Raw genomic sequence first — 17,506 nt, 5'->3', positions numbered from 1 at the left:
TGTGAATTGAACTGCAGTGCCCGCTATCCTGACCGCAAGGGGATACCGGGCCTGCTTTTGGCGTGCTTACGCGTCAAGGGCCACAACCGCGGAAATCTCTACCAGCACGTCCGGGCTGGCCAATGCCTGCACCCCGACCATCGTGAACGCATGAGATGGGAAGGGCTCTCCGTCCAACGCCACCGAGAGTGCCGCGATGAATTGCTCTGCCACCACAGGCGTCAGATCCCGCAAGTAGACGGTGCTGCTGACGACGTTGTGTACTGTCGCGCCAGCAGCCTCTACTGCGGTCTGAAGATTCTTCAGCGCATGGATCGCTTGAAGGCGGTAGTCGTTGCCTCCGATTACTTCGAATTGGGCATTGCACGCGGTCTGGCCGGCGACGAATGCGAGCTTGTTGGCGGTGCTCACCACCACCTGGCTCAGTGGTGGAAAGCTGAGCAGACCGGGCGGGTTCAGGTGTTGTGTTGTCATGGGGTGTCTCCTTTCAGGCAAGTTGCATGCGATCGATGACCCTCGCGAGAGGGATCATCAGGTGGCGGGTTTTGAGTTCGAAGAGTCTTTGGAAACGTACCGGCTCCGGCTTCTGCAGTGGCAGCATGCAGTCGTCGAGACGCTCTGTCGCGAGCGCCTGCGCGAGGCTCAGGCCAAGCTGCGGCCCCATGACGTTGCCCCATGTCCCGAGGTTCATCAGTGCAAGCACGCCGTCGTCAACCTGGTACAGCTTTGGGTAGTCCTCGTGGTAAACGGACGATGAGTTTGCCGTGATGCCAGTCCAGTACGCCCCCAGTTCGATGTTGAAGTCGCGTGTACGGGGATAGGTACGGTGGAGGTAGCGCAGGAAGTAGGCGAAGTATGTTTTCGCCTCATGCGCGCGCCGGGGATGGGGAATGGTTGCCGTGACCAGGCGATTGCGTCCGTCAATCACCATGGGGTAGAGCCCGGTTGGATACTGCGTCATGGCGACACGGGCAGGATTGATGATCTCGAGAAGCGCCGGCGACAAGGGTTTGCTTGCCATCCCGCATGCAACCAGCGGGTATTGCGTGCGCGCCAGTTCCGGGAAGAACAGATTGCCCGCGTGCCCATTGGTGCAAATGACGATGCGCTGCGCGCGCACGCTGCCGCGGGGTGTACTTACGCGCCATCTCTGCCCTTCGCGACGACAGCTCATGACTGGTGAGTCACCGAACACCCGGGCGCCGTGCCGCACGGCCGCAGCGATCATGCCGTTCGTGAACAGGTATGGATTGACCCGGCCGCCCTCACGCCAATGGACACCGTAGCGGTATTTCCCTGTGCCGAGCAGTTCCCGCAGGGGCGCCTCCGTGATGACTTCGACGTCATAGCCATAAGCCTTCCACAACGCGGCCTTTCGCGCGAGCGCCTCATGGGGCCGGAATGCGGCCTCTACCATGCCCGATTTGACGGCATCGCCATCGATGCCGTGCCTGGCACACAGATCGAACACGATATTGCGATGCTCCACGAAGAATTCAGTGAAGCGCTTGCCGTGATCGCCCCAGGCGCGCAGCGGTTCCAGGTTATCAAGGAACGTCTGAACATGTCCGGCGTTGCGTCCGGATGCGCCATTGCCCGGCTGCCGGGCTTCAAGTGTCACGACGTTGACGCCACGCTCTGCGAGATGCAACGAGAGCGACGCGCCCGCCAGTCCCGCACCGATCACGACAATGTCGGTATCGAGGTCCTCGCCAAGCACCTTGTACGTCGGCAGGCGCTGTTCGGGCCGCCACCCGCTGTGCTCGATGGGTACGGCGCCCGTCTCGTAGTCGGCGTGCCTGGCCGACGGAATGAATGGCATCATCGGGCAGTCTCCCAGGCAGGATCATGTTGCTGCAGCAAGGAGATTGGCAGAAGCGCAATGACAAGCAGCGCAGCACAGATTGCCAGGGCAATCGTGTACGTATGCGTGGCATCCACAAGATAGCCCAGCGCTTCCGGACTGAATGCAGACCCCACGCCGGAAATCAGGTTGCCGATGCCCAGCAGGCCACCGAAGTTGCGCTGGCCCATCGATTCCGCAAGCAGGAGCGGCGAGAGCTGGTTCGCAAGATTGAATGTGCTGCCCCAGATCAGGGAGAACAGTGCAATCGCAATCATGCCCAGCGCGTGATGGTGTACTGCCAGCAGGCACAGGATTCCGACGGCACTCAAGGCGGTGCCTATCAACAGGACTGTCTTCGGGCCCCATCGGTTGCTGAGTGCGCCGAACAGGAAATTGCCTGCGAGGGTGGCAGCCCCGATCGCCATATAGATGGCCGCGGCACGTTCGGCGGAGTAGCCAGTGGACACCAGGTATGGCACCAGTGCGATATACACCCCGAGGCTGCTCAACGTGATCAGCATCAACATGACGATCCACAACCAGTATCGCGGCATGCGCAGCGCTTCGCCGATTTCATGACCGTGCAGCGGCATCGGCGCCACCTCGCCCGGCGCCGTCAGGCTGGAGTCTGGCAGGCGGGCGATCCATGCCAGCATTGGCACGCAGGTGAGCGCAATGAGGGCTGCGATAGCCTGCATGGCATAGCGCCAGCCGAGCCATTGTGTGAGGTAGGTGATCGGCAGCGGAAACACGATGGCGCCCAGTGCAGCGCCGGCAAGCAGAATGCCGAAGGCCAGACCCTGCCGGCTTGGGGAAATCCACCGCGAAGTCAGCGTGATTGCCGGCACGTAGGTCGAAGCGCCAACGCCGACCCCGGCCACGCCCAGCATGGCCGTCAGTTGCGTGATGTCGCCAGCTTGCGAGGCAGCCAGGTAGCCAAGCACCGTCAGGGCGGCGCCGCCGGTCATCACGGGCCGGGGCGACATGCGGTCAAGCAGCCATCCGGCTGCCGGCATGGCAAGTGTCATGGTGAGCAGGAACACCGTTGCCACGCGCGCCGCCGCCTCGTTCGAGCACTGAAACGCCTGCTGGATTGGCGGTGTGAATACGCTCAGCACATTGAGCGTGGTGCCGAAGCTGATGCATAGCACCACAGCCAGGCCAATGACGATGCCCCAGCCGCTACGCGAGTCTGGTTGGATTGTTGTCTTCATGTCGTTTGAGTTCTGCTCCAGGATTGCCCCTGGGGGGAGGGGTGTCCGTCTTGCGCGCGGCGCTTCAGCCCGGTCCGCCGCCTACCGACGGATGACCGGGCGTGGCGATCAACGCCAAGCGGAAAACCTACTTGCCAGCGCCGCGAATCGCGTCGGGCGAGTAGTACGCCTCGGTGCTCTTGGCATTCGGGGTCAGGACTGGCGCGGACGCCTCGTTGGTCAGGCGATCGGCGTAATAGGCGCCAGAAACGAGATCGTGATAGAAGACCGACGTGGAATAGAAGTCCTTGGCATCAAACGCGTAGATCGTCGCTGCGAGGTTGGTCCGCCACAGCGTGCCGCGCGCATCATAGTTGTCGGCAGCCAGGGCGTTCCACGTATCTTCATCGATGTAGAGAACCCGCTTCGCGTACTGGTGGCGGAAGTTTTCCTTGAGGGTGGCCTGCAGAACCCAGACGCGATGCAATTCAAAGCGCATGAATTCCATGTTCTCGTGGCCCTTGGTCAGCAGCGAGGCGTAGCTGACCTTCGGGTCCAGCATCTTGTAGTTGTTGTACGGAACATAGACTTCGCGCTTGCCTACGATCTTCCAGTCGTAGCGTTGCCCGGAACCGTTGAAGAGCCGGTCGTCGTCGACAGTGCGGAACCCGCCGGGGCCCTGCGGCTGGTCATAGCCAAACTCCGGTGCCTGTCGCACGCGCCGCGTGCCGGGGTTGTACACCCAGGTACGTCGCGTATCCGCGCCTTCCTGATCCCACATCTCGTAGCCAGTGATGATGGTGCCCCGGTCGGAGAGCGGCAGCATCGTCGTTGAGCGGTAAAAGCTCTTGGCGTTCAAGGGGTTTTTGGGATTGAAAACGTCCGCGCCGACAGGCGCGTAGATGGTGTATTGCGTCTTTCCCCAGACGATATTGCCATTCGGATAGACGACGGCCTGATCGTAGACGGCATCTTCCGCAACCAGGTCGGCAGACATGCGCAGGTTCCACATCAGTTCGATCCCTGTTTTGGGAATCGGAAATGGCGCCAGCGGCGGGAAGTCCTTGAGCCCGTTCTGATCGCTCGTGGTGGTTGTCTGCGCAGCCCAGGTGCGAATCGCGCTGTACTTGCTCTCTGGCAGCGCAAAGTCGCGGTGACTCGGATACACGTACATCTTGAACGTGTCGGGATACCGCTTGAACATCGCCTTCTGGCCTTCAGTCAGCTTTGATTCATATTGATGCATGTTCTGCGGAGTGATCACCACCAACGGCTTTTCATTGGCATACGGGTCAGGATAGCGATCGCCAGGTGTGTAATGGACGCCAGGCGGCGTACCGACAATCTTCGCCGACCAGGCGGGAATGCTTCCGTCGGCATTGCCGGCGCGCTCGGCACCTATCGGCGTCAATGGGCCATCAAGGCGCTTGACCTCGTCTGGAGTGAGTTTGGCGAAGGCCGTGACGGCGAAGGTGGCGCCGGCAACCCAGGCCATGGCTCGCAGCGTAGCGAGAGTAATGGAATTCATTGCGGGATTCCTCGTAATGGTGAGTGATTCGAGTGGCTCGGGATGAGTGTCAGAACGAATACGTCGCCGTTCCCACCAGATAATCGCGATCGGCGAGTGGGCGTGAGACTACATTCGGGCCGCCCATGTACTTCGCATACACAAGACCGAGCTTCAGGTTGTTCAGGTAGGTGAACGTCAGCCCCACAGACGCTTGCGTGTCGTGTATGCCGGTCAACGCACCGAGCGACCCGGCCAGGGAGGTATTACCTGCGAACTGATGCGCAAGGGTCAGCGGAACGTCGAGATCCCAGCCCTCAAAAACGTTCTTGTAGCTGAGCGTCCAGGCCACTTCGAAGGCGGCTGCGTCGCGCGTGTTGGTCAGCTCCGTCGACCCCTGCAAAGGCGTGACGCCGAAGACGTGGACGTAGGAAATTTCCGCCACAACTGCCTGCGATGCAGCTAGGAACGTTGGGCCTATCGTGTGAATGGCGGATAGATTGGTCTGCCAGACATTGCCGCGCGTGGCGGCCGGACCGTCCGGCGTGTTGACGAGCACGGCCGCGCCGGACCGGTATGACGTCTCGCCTGCTACGTTGACGCCGCCGAGTTCAGTCGAAAAGCTTGCCCCGTACAGCTGGATATTCCCGAAGTACTGCTGTTGATACTGGAGCGTCGGGAAGAAGCTCGTGACAACACTGGGATTCGTGTCGTTGTAGTGCAGGTAGTAGAGCCCGAATTCCGTGCCCATTTCGGCGCGCCAGCGTGTGCCCACACCCCACTGGTTATGGCTCTTCGGTTTGAGGTCCGGGCCGCGCGGGATCTGCATGCCGTCCGGGCCGATGATGAACTGTGCACCAGGTCCGACGACATCGGAGTAACTGAAGTAGCCGCCCGGCGGTACCAGTTCGTTGGGGCGGAACTGAAACTGGTAGTACCCAAGCACGCTGAAGTTCGGCGCCAGCTGCCATTGCAACGACAACTGAGGCGTGGGCAGCAGGATATCCTTGACTTCCGCGCCTGCGACGTAGCCCTTCGAGGCATCCACTGGCCCCTGGGCTGCAGCAATATTCGCGAAGAAAAGGCTTTCGCCCCACGCGACGACCTGGCTGCCGAGCTTGACGTTCAGGTCGGTGTTGCCGAGCTGGAACGTGTCGTACGCATAAGCCGAAAGTAGTTTCGCGCGCTGGCCGAGATAGTACTGCGCATCCGACGTGAACCTGTTGAACTGCCCGTCATGGTTGACGGTGGCTGGCGCGTCGTTGGCGTTCGGGCGGTGATACGCCTGGTCGTAGAACGCGCTGAAGCGCAGAAAGAATCCAAGATCTTCGTGCTTGAGATCGGCCTCGCCAAGGAGGCTGATCTGGTTTTCGATCAGCCCGCCTTTCTTGAAGTTGCGGTCACCGTCGTCGCCGTTGATGTTCTCGGGCGCAAGCAGCGTGCCGCTTGGCGATCGAGTTCGAATGCCGACGCCATAGCCCAGCGTCAGGTGATAGTCGAGCGTGGTATCCGCTCCGAGATTGATCGTCTCCCCGCCCCATGCCGGCATGACCGCCGCCGTTGTTGCCATTGCTACCAACGTCCTTCGCCACCGCGCGGGTGGCCCCCCCAACCCAAGCTGCTGCACACGCATTGCTTCTCCCTTTCTTGAGAACGCCTACCTGAAAGTTGCCGGCGAAGTGTAGGTAGCAGCGGGTGTGCGGCGCATAGTCTGGACGAAGTACTGAGATTCCCTAATACATCGCGTGTAGCGTTTGTGCGAACATCGGTGCTGTACTGAAAAAGGCACCCATGAAAACAGTATTTCTGCTGCCGGCGCTTGCTGTCTGGCTTGGGCTCGAAAGGGCGGAGCGTCCTTCAAAGGTGGCACCGGGGTCGTGCCCATGCGGCATGTAGGTCTCCCCGTCGCATGGTCTTCAGCCCGTCATTACGGGCTTTTTTTGCTCCGTGCTTCAGGCCGGCAGAGCCCATTTCATGGCAGGGCCAGCGCCACCGCAGCAAGCGCGAGTGGCGTGGAGACAAGAGGAAATGCTGATGGAGGTGATCCAGAACCCGACGTCCGCCGCAGGTTCGTTTGCGCAATTGGCGGTGTCGCTCCCGGATTTCAGTGCGCTACTTGGAAAGATCTACCAAGGGCCGATGGAGCACGTGCCATGGGGACTGGCGCTCGAGCAGATCCGCACGCAACTGTGCGCGAACTACGTCACGCTGATCCTGCGTTCGCCGGCGGCAGGCCGCGCCGGCCTGATGGTGAATGCGTCCGAGCACGGCACCACGTCGCCTGGTGAGGTGTCCTACAACAGCTACTACTATTCGCTCGACCCCTTCGTCGGGCTGCCTTCGGACCGTGTTGTCACCATCGATGAACACCTTGGCCACGCCGCATGGTGTAGCAGCGAGCTATACCAGCAGTTCCTGCAACCACTCGGCGTGCGCTATGTCCTTGGTGCGGACCTGCGCACCGAGTCCGGCGTGGAGTGTCGCTTCCGTGTTTCCCGCAACATCGACGCGCCCGATTTCACCGAATCCGAAAAGGCACTCTGCACGGTCTTGCTACCGCATTTGAGGCGAGCGGTTGACCTGCATTCCCAGTTGGATGTGGTCAGGTCCGAGCGCAACGTCTGTGCGGGCGCCATCGACCGCATGCTGGTCGGCATGGTCATGGTTGACGAGTCGGGGGCCGTCATCAAGACGAACGCCGCAGCCGACGAAATTCTTGCTGCAAGGGATGGCATCCGGGCGGCCATGGGCGGACTGGAAGTCAACTACGCGCAGGAGAACCGGAAATTCCAGCGGCTGCTTCGGCGAGCCATAACGGCGCACGTTGGCAGGATTCCGGCAGTTGCGGAGGCGATGTCGATTACGCGTCCATCCGGAAAAGCTGCGCTCGGCGTGCTGGTGCGCACGATACCGTTGAGCGAATGGTCGGAAAACAACCGGCACCGCCCCGCCTGCGTGATCTTTATCCGTGACCCCGAGCGAAAGTCAGAGGCGTCGCGTGACACGGTGCGTCAGTTGTTTGACTTCACACCTGCCGAGACGGAGCTTGCCCTGCAACTGGCAAACGGGCTCACGCTTGACGAAGCCGCGGAGGAACTTGCGGTCAGCAAGAACACTGCGCGGGCACATCTGCGGGCAATCTTCTCGAAGACCGGCGTGACACGGCAAGCGACGCTGGTGCGCACACTGCTTGGCAGCGTCGTTTCACTTGGCTGAGACGGGCTGCACTGACGCTTCGACTCAGCGCTGCGAGGGAATGTTGCCGCCGTCGACGACGAGCTCGGTGCCAGTGATATAGCTGGCTTCGTTCGACAGAAGGAAACGGACTACGCGGCCGATCTCTGCGGGGGTGCCAAGGCGGCCCAGCTGGATGCGGCGCTCGAAAGTGCCTGGAGGCAGCGCGTCGATGGCGGGTTGCAGCATTGGCGTGTGGATCTGGCCGGGGGAGACGGCGTTGATGCGAATGCCGTCGTGGCCCAGGCTATCCGCCAGCGAGCGCACCAGCGAAAGCAGGCCGCCCTTGGAGGCGGAGTAAGCCGGAATCAGTCCGTTGCCCAGTGTGGCATTGATCGACGCGATGCCGACGACGGACGCGCCGGGTTGCGCACGGAGGTCGGGCAGCATGGCCTGCACCAGCAGGGCCATGGCGCGCAGGTTGACATCAAGTACGGCATCCCAGCGTGCCTCTGTCAGGCCGTCGATCCCGCTCTGGTCCACTACGCCGGCAGCGTGCACCATGCCCCCGAGCGCGGGCAGGGCGGCGCGGGTGCGGGCCAGCGCGTCGTCCAGGGCCGCGGGTGTCCGGAGATCAATGCCGAGCCCAAAGGTGGGCACATCGTAGCGTTCGGCGAGCGTCGCAGCGACGGCGCGCGCCTTGTCCTCCTGAATGTCCCAGATGGCAACCGGCCGGCCAATCGCGGCCAGCGCCTCCGCGCAAGCCTCGCCAATGCCGGAGGCGGCGCCGGTAATCACGACACTGCTGCCCGGAGTGTTCAAGGCTACGCGATAGTCGTTGTCGGCAGGGTGTTGAGTCGTCACTTGCTGTCTCTCCTTGACGTCGTGGTTGGTGGAGCAACCGCGACGGGTGCGGCTGCCATGCGCATTGTTTCTGCTCACGCGCTCGGCGACATAGTCCATATGGACTATGTCGCCGAGCGGGCGAAAGTCTATCCGCCAGGGCTCTTGGGCCGTATTCCCGAATCATGCACACGTGGGCGGTCGGCTTCCATTGCCGCCAGCGGCTCGCACTCCAACAGGCCGGCCAGGCAGCGCCTGGCCAACGTTTGATACTCGGCGGTGCCGCGCTGTTTCCAGGCGATTTCCTGTGCGCCAAGCTGGCGCTTCACCCTGGCAGGCGATCCCATCACCAGGCTCTGCGGAGGGCACTCAAAACCGGCCTTGACAAAGGCCGTAGCGGCGACGAAACAGCGCTCACCGATGCGCGCATTGTCCATGACCACCGCGTTCATCCCCACCAGTGCATCAGCGCCGATACGGCAGCCGTGCAGCACCGCGCCGTGCCCGATGTGGCCGTGGCGTTCGACCACAGTGTCGCTGCCAGGGAAGCCGTGTATGACGCAGGTGTCCTGCAGGTTCACTCCCTCTTCCAGAATGATCCGCCCAAAGTCGCCGCGCAGCGCCGCGAGCGGGCCGACGTAGCAGCCGGGGCCGACGATTACGTCACCAATCAGCACTGCGGTCGGGTGTACATAGGCGGTCGGATCGACCACTGGGGTCAGGCCGTCCAGGCTGTAGCAAGGCATCTTGGGGTCTCCTCCTGTTTGGGCGCGTGGCGACTGCTCTGCGCTTTCACAATCACCCGCGATGTGGCGCCAATGGGAGCGTACATGGGTGAATTTCGGAGGCCAACGTCAATTCGGACTAGGGCGCAAACGCAAGTGATGGGTCTACTGTGTATTCCAATAAGGAGGTAATCTCCAGTCTTCCAGCGTGTTCTGGTTGACAGCTCTGCTTCCACTCGAAGCGACTACGAATTCGCCTGTTCGGAGCCATTTCATGACTGACCCGCATCTGACATTCCTTGACCAGAATGAATGGGAAGCCTGGCTGGCGCAAAACGGCGGTACCTCCGCCGGAATATGGCTGCGCCTTGCCAAAAAAGGCGCCAGCCGGCCAACCCTGACTTACGAACAAGCGCTGGAAAGCGCCCTGTGCCATGGTTGGATCGATGGCCAAAAACAGGCGGGAAGTGAAGAGTACTGGTTGCAACGCTTCACTCGGCGCTCCGCAAGAAGTATCTGGTCGAAGCTCAACAAGGACAGGGCCGAAGCGCTGATCGCCGCGGGAAGAATGCATCCATCTGGCATGCGGGAGATCGAGAAAGCCAGGAAAGACGGCCGCTGGGAGGCTGCGTATGCGTCCGCCAGCAACGCGGTTGTACCGGAGGATCTGCAGGCCGCACTGGATGCCAATCCAAAAGCCAACGCGTTCTTTGCGACGCTGAACAGCCGCAACCGCTACGCCATCCTGTTTCGGGTACATAACGCCAGGATGCCGGCAACACGGAAGCGCAAGATCGAGGAGTTCATCGGCATGCTGACCCGAGGCGAAACCTTTCATCCCTAGATCAGGGCGTTCAGCAGGGGCAGCAAGTCGCCGGATTGGCGGGGCGCATCCGGCGAGCAAGCGTGCTACGGCAGTGGCAAGTTACCGCTGGTCGGTCGTCAGCATTCTCACTTTTACCTTGCGGCCCTTCACCTTGCCTTCGTTCAGCCGCTTCACCGCCTCGCGCCCAATGGCGCGGTCCACGGCGATATAGGTCGACATCTCCATCACGCTGATCTTGCCGACCTGTTCCTTCGTGAAGCCAGCATCGCCTGTCAGCGCGCCGAGGATGTCGCCGGGCCGGATCTTCTCCTTGCGCCCGCCCAGCATCTGCAGCGTGACCATCGGCGGCAGCAGGCGTGCGCCGCCTGACGGCGTCAGTTCTTCGAGCGCATGCCACTCGAATTCGCCGCCCTGATGCTGTTCGATGTTGCCCACGCGACCCATTTCGTCAAGGCTGACCAGGCTGAAGGCCCAGCCCGCCTCGCCGGCACGCCCGGTGCGGCCGACGCGGTGGACATGCACCTCGGGGTCCGGCGTGACGTCGACATTGATCACGGCTTCCAGTTGAGCGATGTCGAGCCCGCGCGCGGCCACGTCGGTGGCCACCAGTACCGAGCAACTCCGGTTGGCAAACTGCACCAGCACCTGATCGCGCTCGCGTTGGTCCAGATCGCCATGCAGCGCAAGCGCGGAATAGCCCTGCGCGTGAAGCAGGTCGGCCAGATCGCGACAACGCGCTTTCGTATTGCAGAAGGCAAGGCTGGTGGCCGGGCGGAAATGGTCGAGCAACAGGCCGACGGCGTTGAGCCGCGCGTCGTCCTCCACTTCGTAGAAGCGCTGGGTGATGGTGGCGGCGTCGTGCGCCTCCTCCACCTTCACGGTCTTCGGCTGGCGCAGGAAGCGATGGGCGAGCTTGTCGATGGCAGCCGGATAGGTGGCCGAGAACAGCAACGTCTGCCGGTCCTTCGGCGCGTGGCTGGCAATGAAGGAGATGTCGTCGTGAAAGCCCATGTCCAGCATGCGGTCGGCCTCATCGAGAACAAGCGTGTTGATCGTGTCGATATTCAGGCTTCCGCGATCAAGGTGATCGATGATGCGACCCGGCGTTCCAACAACAACGTGTGCACCATGAACAAGGCTATCCACCTGCGGCCGGATCGGCGAGCCGCCGCTGAGCGTCAGTACCTTGACGTTGTCCTCGGCGCGGGCGAGGCGACGGATCTCCTGTGTAACCTGATCGGCCAGTTCGCGCGTGGGGCAGAGCACCAGCGCCTGTACGTCGAGCGGACGCGGATCCAGGCGGTGCAGCAGGGAGAGCGCGAACGCAGCGGTCTTGCCGCTGCCAGTGCGGGCCTGGGCGATCAGGTCGTGACCAGCCAGCGCGAGCGGCAGGCTGGCAGCCTGGATCGGCGTCATGGCGTCATAGCCAAGCTGGGCAAGGGTGGCCTGCATGGCCGCGGACAGCGGCAGCGTGGCGAATGAGGTGGGGGAGGAAGAAGTCATGCCGGATTATAGGCGCACGGCCGCGTCTTTCCCCGCCTTCGCCGCCTTCCCGGTCCGGCAACGCGCCGACGTCCCTGGCGATTTCCAGCTCTTCGGCAGCCCCATAACAGATAACGTGACTCCAACTGCGCAGCCACGCTTGCTGTCGGGGCGCATTGATCGCTACCTTCTTGCGATTATCGACATACGATCGGACAATCGCCGGCGTGCCTTGTCAGCACGGCGCTGATACCACATCACGGATGCTCGTTACGTTAATCGACCAGGAGTTGCTTCAATGAAAGGCATTACCTTGCGCAGTCCCGGTGGACTGGAACATCTCAACCGCGCAGAGCTTCCTGATCCCGGCGCACCGGCACCGGGCGAAGTTCGCGTCCGCATCCACGCGAGTTCACTCAACTTCCACGACCTCGGCGTCGTTTCAGGACGCCTGCCTACTGAAGACGGCCGGATTCCGATGTCGGATGGCGCAGGTGTCGTAGAAGCGATCGGGGAAGGGGTAACCGAATTCGCGGTCGGTGACGCGGTCGTATCGACATTCTTTCCATACTGGCTCGACGGCGGCCCCACACTTGCCGATTTCTCGACCACGCCGGGCGACGGCGTCGATGGATATGCCCGCGAGGCCGTCGTGCGTCCCGCGCAATGGTTCACGCACGCGCCGCGAGGCTACAGCGCGGAAGAGGCGGCCACGTTGACCACGGCAGGTCTGACCGCATGGCGCGCCTTGGTTGTCGATGGTGCGCTGAAGGCCGGTGACACGATCGTTGTTCAGGGGACCGGCGGCGTTTCAATCTTCGCACTGCAGTTTGCCAAACAGATGGGGGCAACGGTGATTGCAACCTCCTCGTCAGACGAAAAGCTGGAGAGGGCCGTAGCGCTTGGTGCCGATCACATCATCAACTACAAGCGCGATGCTGACTGGGCCACGAAGGTCCTCGAATTCACGAACGGCCGTGGCGTCGATCACGTCGTCGAAGTTGGAGGCCCGGGTACGCTAGGGGAGTCGATCCGTGCGTGCAGGATCGGCGGTCACATCGCCCTGATCGGGGCCTTGACCGGCGGAGCCGGCACGGTGCCTACGCGCGAACTGATGCGCCGCCACCAGCGGCTGCAGGGCCTGATTGTCGGCAGCCGGAAGCACCAGGTCGACATGATCCGCGCGATCGACGCAACCGGCCTCAAGCCTGTGATTGACTGCACGTTTCCGCTTGATGACATCGCAAACGCGTTCGCCCACCAGGCGGCGGGCCGGCACTTCGGCAAAGTCTGCTTGTCTTTCTGATGAGCCGGTTGGGAGTGTGTGCAGTAATCACGTCAAGCCCGCCAATCGGCGGGCTTTTTTACAGTTCTTCAGCAGGCGTCAGCAGTGCGCCCGCGCGCCAAAGCCGAGGCCCGGCGAGATCACCGTAGCATCATCGGCCTGTAGTTCGACGGTCGACAGCCAACCGCTCTGCATGGCTTCGGTGGCGAACTCGCCCAGCTTGCGCAGTCGGGCGGCGGGTACGCCGAGCGGGGCGAGGCGGCGTTCGAGGTCTTCCGACTCCAGCGTCTTCAGGCGTTCGGCCAGCACGGCTTTGAGCCTGGCCGGATCGACCGAGCGTACGAAGGATACCGGAGAGTCCGGGTCCAGCGGCTCCGCGAAGAAGGCCGGATCAACTGCCACGTGCTGCAGGTCGAGGACTTCCAGCAGCCGCATCAACTGGCGCGGAGTATTGGCGCCGAGCGCGATCCAGCCGTTGCGCGTGGCGAAGAAATCGGCGGTGGGGCTGCCCGAATAGCCTTGATTGCCGACCCGCGCCGGTGACGTGCCGCTGGTCAGCGCCTCGCACGCGAACGAATACATCAGCTGCATCGCCGCACCCGTCATCGACACATCCAGTTGTACAGCGCAGTCCTTGCGGTCCCGCTCGCGCAGCCCGGCCAGGATCGCCAGCGCAGCCTGCATGCCTGTTGCTGAATCGACCACCGGAAATCCGGTCTTGATCGGCGGATCGTCTTCGGTGCCGGCCATGAAAGTCATGCCGGTGGCGGCCTGGATCACGTGGTCGTAGGCGGCCCGGCCGGCCACGTCCGCGCTGGCGCGGCCATAGCCCGAGATCGTGCAGTACACGACTTTTGGATTGAGCGCCCGGATCGCCTCGAAACCGAGTCCGAAGCGCTCCAGCACGCCGGGGCGCAGGTTGTCGACCACCACGTCGCAGGTCGCAGCAAGCTCCAGCGCCCGGGCGAGGTCCTCCGGGTTGCCGAGATCGACCACATGGCTTTGCTTGCCGGCATTCAGCGCGACGAAGCCTTGCCGGCCCTTCTCGGTGCGGCGCATGACATCCCCGCCATTGGCGTTTTCCATCTTCATGACCGTGGCGCCGAGTTGCGCCAGGTAGAAGGTTGCAAGCGGCCCGGCGATGACGTGGGAGAAGTCGAGCACGCGGATGCCGCTCAGCGGGGCGAAAGGGAGTTCCGTGGGATTCATGTCTGCCTCACTGCAACGTGATATGGCTCTGTTCGACGATACGGCGATACTTGACCGTTTCGTCGGCAATGAAGCGGTCGAACGCTTCCGGGGTCGGCGTGGTGTCGATGACCGTGCCGGCACTGTTATAGAAGTCGCGCACGGCGGGATCGTTGAGTGCCTTCAGGAAAGCAGCATGCAGCCGGGCGACGACAGGCTTCGGCAGACCCGCGGGTGCCCAGATGCCCAGCCATGCGTCCAGCGCCAGATCTTTGCGGCCCAGCGCCTCGTTCAGCGTTGGTACCTGCGGCATGCCAGCGAGCCGCCGCGCCGACGTCACCGCCAGAGCCCGCACCGAGTGGTTCTGCAATTGCGGAATGGCGGTCGACGCGATCGAAAAGCCGACCGTGGCATCGCCCCTGATCAGTGACGGCACGATCTCGACCGAGCCCTTGTACGGCACATGAACGAGATCGACCCCTGCCGCATTGGCAAATGCCGCACCCGCCAGATGAGCTGCACTGCCGATTCCGCCCGACGCGTAGTTCAGTGATCCGGGTGCCTTGCGCGCGGCCTGCACTACGTCAGCGACCGTGCGATACGGCGCGTCGTCCTTCACGAGCATTACCTGCGGGCTGAACCCTGACCGGATGATGTGGGTGAAACTCGTCATCGGGTCGAACCTGACTGACGGCTGAAGCAGCTTCTGCGTGATGTGTGTGGAGGCGCCGAGCATCAGGGTGTAGCCGTCTGCCGGTTGTTGTGCGACGTACTCGGCCGCCAGGATGCCACCCGCGCCAACCTTGTTCTCAACCACCAGCGGCTGCCCCAGTTCGCGCCCGGCAACTTCCGCCAGCTTGCGCGCCTGGATGTCGGGGCCGCCGCCGGCTGCGTAGGGAACGATCAGCCGGATTGGTCGGGTAGGGAACGTACTCTCGGCAGCCGGGGCCGCCGTTGCCGCCGTGCAGGAAAGACCGGCAACGGCGACCACCAGGCCCAGCCGGGCCAGAAGGAATCTTGTCGTGCGCACTGCGTCGTCTCCTTGTCGTTATGTGGACAGATGGAGCCGATTGTGAGAGCGATAAACTTTCCTGTAAATTATTAGTTCTCGATCTAGTCATCACGTTTTGCTATGACCGACAACACGCCTGGCACGCGGCAGGCACGGCTGGCCGCGCGCCTTGATCGGCTGCGCATCCGCCACCTGCGCTTTCTGGAAATGATCGAAGCGCACGGCTCGCTGTCGGGCGCCGCGGCGCAATTCGCGCTTAGCCAGCCCGCCGCAACCAAGATGCTGCAGGAACTCGAACTGGTCTTTGGCGCGAAACTGGTCGCGCGCACGACGCGCGGCGCGACGCTGACGCCGGCCGGGCAACTCGCACTCGGACGCTTGCGGGTTGCCCTCAATGCGCTGACCGCCGCGATGGAGGCCATCAACACCGCGCCGCCGGTGCCAGTGGTCCGCCTTGGCATCCTGCCGCTGGTCGGCGTCGTAGCCTTGCCGATGCTGCTCGCCAAGCTGACCGCACGGCCGGACTGTCCGCACCTTGTGATTCAGGAATCCACGGTTGGCGGACTGCTCGGCTTGCTCGATCGAGGCGAGCTCGACTGCGTGATAGGGCGCGTTGGCAGCAGTCTGGAGGCAGGCATCTCCCGCGAGATGCGGGTTACGCCGCTGTGGGAGGAGCGTCTCTCCATCGCGTGCGCGCTGGACCATCCGGTCGCACGCAAGCGCAAGATCGAACTTTCCGACCTGCGCGAATACGACTGGGTGATCACTCCACGCGGGGCCCATACGCGCACGTTGTTCGAAATGCCGTTCCTTGACGCAGGCGTCGTGCCGCCGCAGCCGAAAATCGAGTCCTTCTCGTTCCACACCAACCTTTGCATGGTCGCCAGCAGTGACCTGCTGACGCTCGCGCCCGAGAGCGCCGTGCGGCACTATGCACGTCTCGGCATGGTGCGGCAGGTTCGCCACGACGCCTGGTTCGCGCCCGGACGTACGGTGTTCGTAACGCGCGACGACACGGCGGACTCGCCGGGGGTGGTCGCCGTCTGCCAGGGATTGGCGGACCTGATGCAGGATGCGAAATTTCGCGAGGGCGCAACCGCTGATCTCCCGGCCGGGCCATCCAGCCGGAACAGGGGCAGGTAGTCAAGCCAGCGCCCTTTGAAAGGGCCGTGGTCAGGTAGGCGTCAGGCATGGCCACGCCGGGCAAACCTCGCGTTTTCCCTCAATGTCCCGAAATGTCATGTCAGAGTCCCGGATTGCCAGCGGCTTCGCTTTGTCGCCCGCTAACTTGCTCCTGTGCAGAAAGTCCTGTTGGCGAAGTGCAGTCGCACCGCACATTCGAGTTTCTTCAACCTGACTCTGGAGGGATAGCCAAAAAATGCATACCGATTCGCATCGCCGGGTGTTTCGCATCGCCCGTATCTGTCTGGCCGCTGGCATCGTTGCCTCCGGTGTTCACGGCGCACTGGCGCAGGACCTGAAGCCAGTGACTGTTGAAAACTACGCGCGTGCGGAGACGGATCACTACTTTGCCGCCAAGGTAAAGGTAGGTGCATTTGGAAAATTCGTGCATCGCCGCGAACCGACTCGCGTGGAGGAACAGAACGTCGTCCGCATGAACCGGGACACTCTGATGTCGCTTGCGGTGTTCGACCTTGATGCAGGGCCTGTCACCATTACGCTTCCTGACCCGGGCGGGCGACTGATGTCAATGCAGGTCGTAAACGAGGACCACTACACACCGCTTCAGACGTATGCGCCAGGACAGCAAGTCTTGACACGCGAGAACGTCGGCACCCGGTATGTCATGGTGGGAGTCCGCACACTGATCGATCCACAAGACCCGAAGGATGTTGCGCAAGCTCACGTGTTGCAGGATGCGCTCAAAGTGCACCAGGAGCACGGTGGGACCTTCGACGTTCCAAACTGGGACCAGAAGAGTTTGACGGAAGTCCGCAATTCACTGCTCGCACTTGCCAGCACTGTCCCTGACACCAGACGCATGTTTGGTGCCAAGAGCGAGGTCGATCCAATCAGGCATTTGCTTGGAACGGCGATGGGCTGGGGAGGGTCTCCCGAGAAAGATGCCCTTTACCTTAATGTCACGCCTGGCAGGAATGACGGCACAACAACCTACCGGTTGAGCGTCAAGGATGTGCCGGTCGATGGGTTCTGGTCCGTCACGGTGTACAACGAAAAGGGCTACTTTGAACCCAACAAACTGGGAGCCTATTCGCTCAACAACATCACGGCACGCAAGAGTGCGAATGGAGCCATCAACATTCAGTTTGGAGGTTGCGACGGCAAGCTTCCGAATTGCCTTCCGACAATGAAGGGTTGGAACTACATGGTCAGGCTCTACCGTCCTCGCGCCGAAATTCTCACTGGAAAGTGGAGCTTTCCTGAGGCAGAGCCGGTCCAGTGA

General features: G+C 62.4%; 15 protein-coding genes. 5 read left to right on the top strand and 10 right to left on the bottom strand.

The annotated features are described in order from the left end of the window. Positions 1–66: 66 nt before the first annotated feature. The 5 genes from B552_RS0103625 to B552_RS0103605 all read right to left on the bottom strand — a co-directional run bounded on the left by B552_RS0103625 (position 67) and on the right by B552_RS0103605 (position 6,179). Positions 67–474: a RidA family protein gene (locus B552_RS0103625; protein ID WP_019447643.1), complete on the bottom strand. Its 408-nt coding sequence runs from the start codon at positions 472–474 to the stop codon at positions 67–69. Positions 475–487: 13 nt separating this feature from the next. Beyond that, on the bottom strand, positions 488–1,825 hold the full coding sequence (locus B552_RS0103620; protein ID WP_019447642.1) for an FAD-dependent oxidoreductase: 1,338 nt from the start codon (positions 1,823–1,825) through the stop codon (positions 488–490). Next, positions 1,822–3,060 (bottom strand): MFS transporter, encoded by a 1,239-nt coding sequence (locus B552_RS0103615; protein ID WP_019447641.1) that lies wholly within the window; start codon positions 3,058–3,060, stop codon positions 1,822–1,824. The genes B552_RS0103620 and B552_RS0103615 overlap by 4 nt, the downstream gene beginning before the upstream one ends. Before the next feature lie 127 nt (positions 3,061–3,187). Continuing rightward, positions 3,188–4,534, bottom strand: a complete 1,347-nt coding sequence (locus B552_RS0103610) for a DUF1329 domain-containing protein (RefSeq protein WP_237718158.1) — start codon at positions 4,532–4,534, stop codon at positions 3,188–3,190. 82 nt (positions 4,535–4,616) lie between these two features. Further along, the gene (locus B552_RS0103605; RefSeq protein ID WP_035879357.1) at positions 4,617–6,179 is read right to left on the bottom strand and encodes a DUF1302 family protein; all 1,563 of its coding nucleotides are present in this window, start codon (positions 6,177–6,179) and stop codon (positions 4,617–4,619) included. A 395-nt stretch (positions 6,180–6,574) separates the two neighbouring features. On the opposite strand from B552_RS0103605, the gene B552_RS0103600 reads away from it, so the two are divergent. After that, a complete protein-coding gene (locus B552_RS0103600; RefSeq protein ID WP_019447638.1) occupies positions 6,575–7,762 on the top strand; it encodes a helix-turn-helix transcriptional regulator in 1,188 nt (395 codons plus the stop codon). A gap of 24 nt (positions 7,763–7,786) precedes the next feature. Here the strand turns inward: B552_RS0103600 and B552_RS0103595 are convergent, their stop codons facing one another. After that, positions 7,787–8,683 (bottom strand): SDR family oxidoreductase, encoded by an 897-nt coding sequence (locus B552_RS0103595; RefSeq protein WP_019447637.1) that lies wholly within the window; start codon positions 8,681–8,683, stop codon positions 7,787–7,789. A 29-nt stretch (positions 8,684–8,712) separates the two neighbouring features. After that, the gene (paaY, locus tag B552_RS0103590) at positions 8,713–9,309 is read right to left on the bottom strand and encodes a phenylacetic acid degradation protein PaaY (protein WP_019447636.1); all 597 of its coding nucleotides are present in this window, start codon (positions 9,307–9,309) and stop codon (positions 8,713–8,715) included. 253 nt (positions 9,310–9,562) lie between these two features. Here paaY and B552_RS0103585 point away from each other — a divergent pair, with 253 nt between their 5' ends. Then, positions 9,563–10,132, top strand: a complete 570-nt coding sequence (locus B552_RS0103585; protein ID WP_019447635.1) for a YdeI/OmpD-associated family protein — start codon at positions 9,563–9,565, stop codon at positions 10,130–10,132. Between the two features lie 81 nt (positions 10,133–10,213). Here B552_RS0103585 and dbpA read toward each other — a convergent pair whose 3' ends face one another. After that, entirely contained in the window at positions 10,214–11,617 is a 1,404-nt protein-coding gene (dbpA, locus tag B552_RS0103580; RefSeq protein WP_026035282.1) for an ATP-dependent RNA helicase DbpA, read from the bottom strand. Positions 11,618–11,894: 277 nt separating this feature from the next. Here dbpA and B552_RS0103570 point away from each other — a divergent pair, with 277 nt between their 5' ends. Continuing rightward, the gene (locus tag B552_RS0103570; RefSeq protein WP_019447632.1) at positions 11,895–12,902 is read left to right on the top strand and encodes an NAD(P)-dependent alcohol dehydrogenase; all 1,008 of its coding nucleotides are present in this window, start codon (positions 11,895–11,897) and stop codon (positions 12,900–12,902) included. Between the two features lie 78 nt (positions 12,903–12,980). Here B552_RS0103570 and B552_RS0103565 read toward each other — a convergent pair whose 3' ends face one another. Both B552_RS0103565 and B552_RS0103560 read right to left on the bottom strand, forming a co-directional pair. Next, complete coding sequence (locus tag B552_RS0103565; protein WP_019447631.1) at positions 12,981–14,090, bottom strand: CoA transferase; 1,110 nt, start codon at positions 14,088–14,090, stop codon at positions 12,981–12,983. A 7-nt stretch (positions 14,091–14,097) separates the two neighbouring features. Beyond that, complete coding sequence (locus tag B552_RS0103560) at positions 14,098–15,099, bottom strand: tripartite tricarboxylate transporter substrate binding protein (RefSeq protein ID WP_019447630.1); 1,002 nt, start codon at positions 15,097–15,099, stop codon at positions 14,098–14,100. Between the two features lie 102 nt (positions 15,100–15,201). Here B552_RS0103560 and B552_RS0103555 point away from each other — a divergent pair, with 102 nt between their 5' ends. After that, positions 15,202–16,224 carry a LysR family transcriptional regulator gene (locus B552_RS0103555; RefSeq protein WP_019447629.1) on the top strand — a complete coding sequence of 341 codons (1,023 nt, stop codon included), beginning with the start codon at positions 15,202–15,204 and terminating at the stop codon, positions 16,222–16,224. A 235-nt stretch (positions 16,225–16,459) separates the two neighbouring features. Continuing rightward, entirely contained in the window at positions 16,460–17,506 is a 1,047-nt protein-coding gene (locus tag B552_RS0103550; protein WP_019447628.1) for a DUF1254 domain-containing protein, read from the top strand.

Origin of the sequence: Cupriavidus sp. BIS7 (genome assembly GCF_000292345.1) — a bacterium.
Lineage (GTDB): Bacteria > Pseudomonadota > Gammaproteobacteria > Burkholderiales > Burkholderiaceae > Cupriavidus.
This window is presented reverse-complemented; position numbering and strand designations above follow the sequence as displayed.

Bases quoted from the DNA above. Each gene is read 5' to 3' on its own strand.
- B552_RS0103625 (WP_019447643.1), bottom strand. From the start codon at position 474: ATGACAACACAACACCTGAACCCGCCCGGTCTGCTCAGCTTTCCACCA.
- B552_RS0103620 (WP_019447642.1), bottom strand. From the start codon at position 1,825: ATGATGCCATTCATTCCGTCGGCCAGGCACGCCGACTACGAGACGGGC.
- B552_RS0103615 (WP_019447641.1), bottom strand. From the start codon at position 3,060: ATGAAGACAACAATCCAACCAGACTCGCGTAGCGGCTGGGGCATCGTC.
- B552_RS0103610 (WP_237718158.1), bottom strand. From the start codon at position 4,534: ATGGCCTGGGTTGCCGGCGCCACCTTCGCCGTCACGGCCTTCGCCAAA.
- B552_RS0103605 (WP_035879357.1), bottom strand. From the start codon at position 6,179: ATGCGTGTGCAGCAGCTTGGGTTGGGGGGGCCACCCGCGCGGTGGCGA.
- B552_RS0103600 (WP_019447638.1), top strand. From the start codon at position 6,575: ATGCTGATGGAGGTGATCCAGAACCCGACGTCCGCCGCAGGTTCGTTT.
- B552_RS0103595 (WP_019447637.1), bottom strand. From the start codon at position 8,683: ATGGACTATGTCGCCGAGCGCGTGAGCAGAAACAATGCGCATGGCAGC.
- paaY (WP_019447636.1), bottom strand. From the start codon at position 9,309: ATGCCTTGCTACAGCCTGGACGGCCTGACCCCAGTGGTCGATCCGACC.
- B552_RS0103585 (WP_019447635.1), top strand. From the start codon at position 9,563: ATGACTGACCCGCATCTGACATTCCTTGACCAGAATGAATGGGAAGCC.
- dbpA (WP_026035282.1), bottom strand. From the start codon at position 11,617: ATGACTTCTTCCTCCCCCACCTCATTCGCCACGCTGCCGCTGTCCGCG.
- B552_RS0103570 (WP_019447632.1), top strand. From the start codon at position 11,895: ATGAAAGGCATTACCTTGCGCAGTCCCGGTGGACTGGAACATCTCAAC.
- B552_RS0103565 (WP_019447631.1), bottom strand. From the start codon at position 14,090: ATGAATCCCACGGAACTCCCTTTCGCCCCGCTGAGCGGCATCCGCGTG.
- B552_RS0103555 (WP_019447629.1), top strand. From the start codon at position 15,202: ATGACCGACAACACGCCTGGCACGCGGCAGGCACGGCTGGCCGCGCGC.
- B552_RS0103550 (WP_019447628.1), top strand. From the start codon at position 16,460: ATGCATACCGATTCGCATCGCCGGGTGTTTCGCATCGCCCGTATCTGT.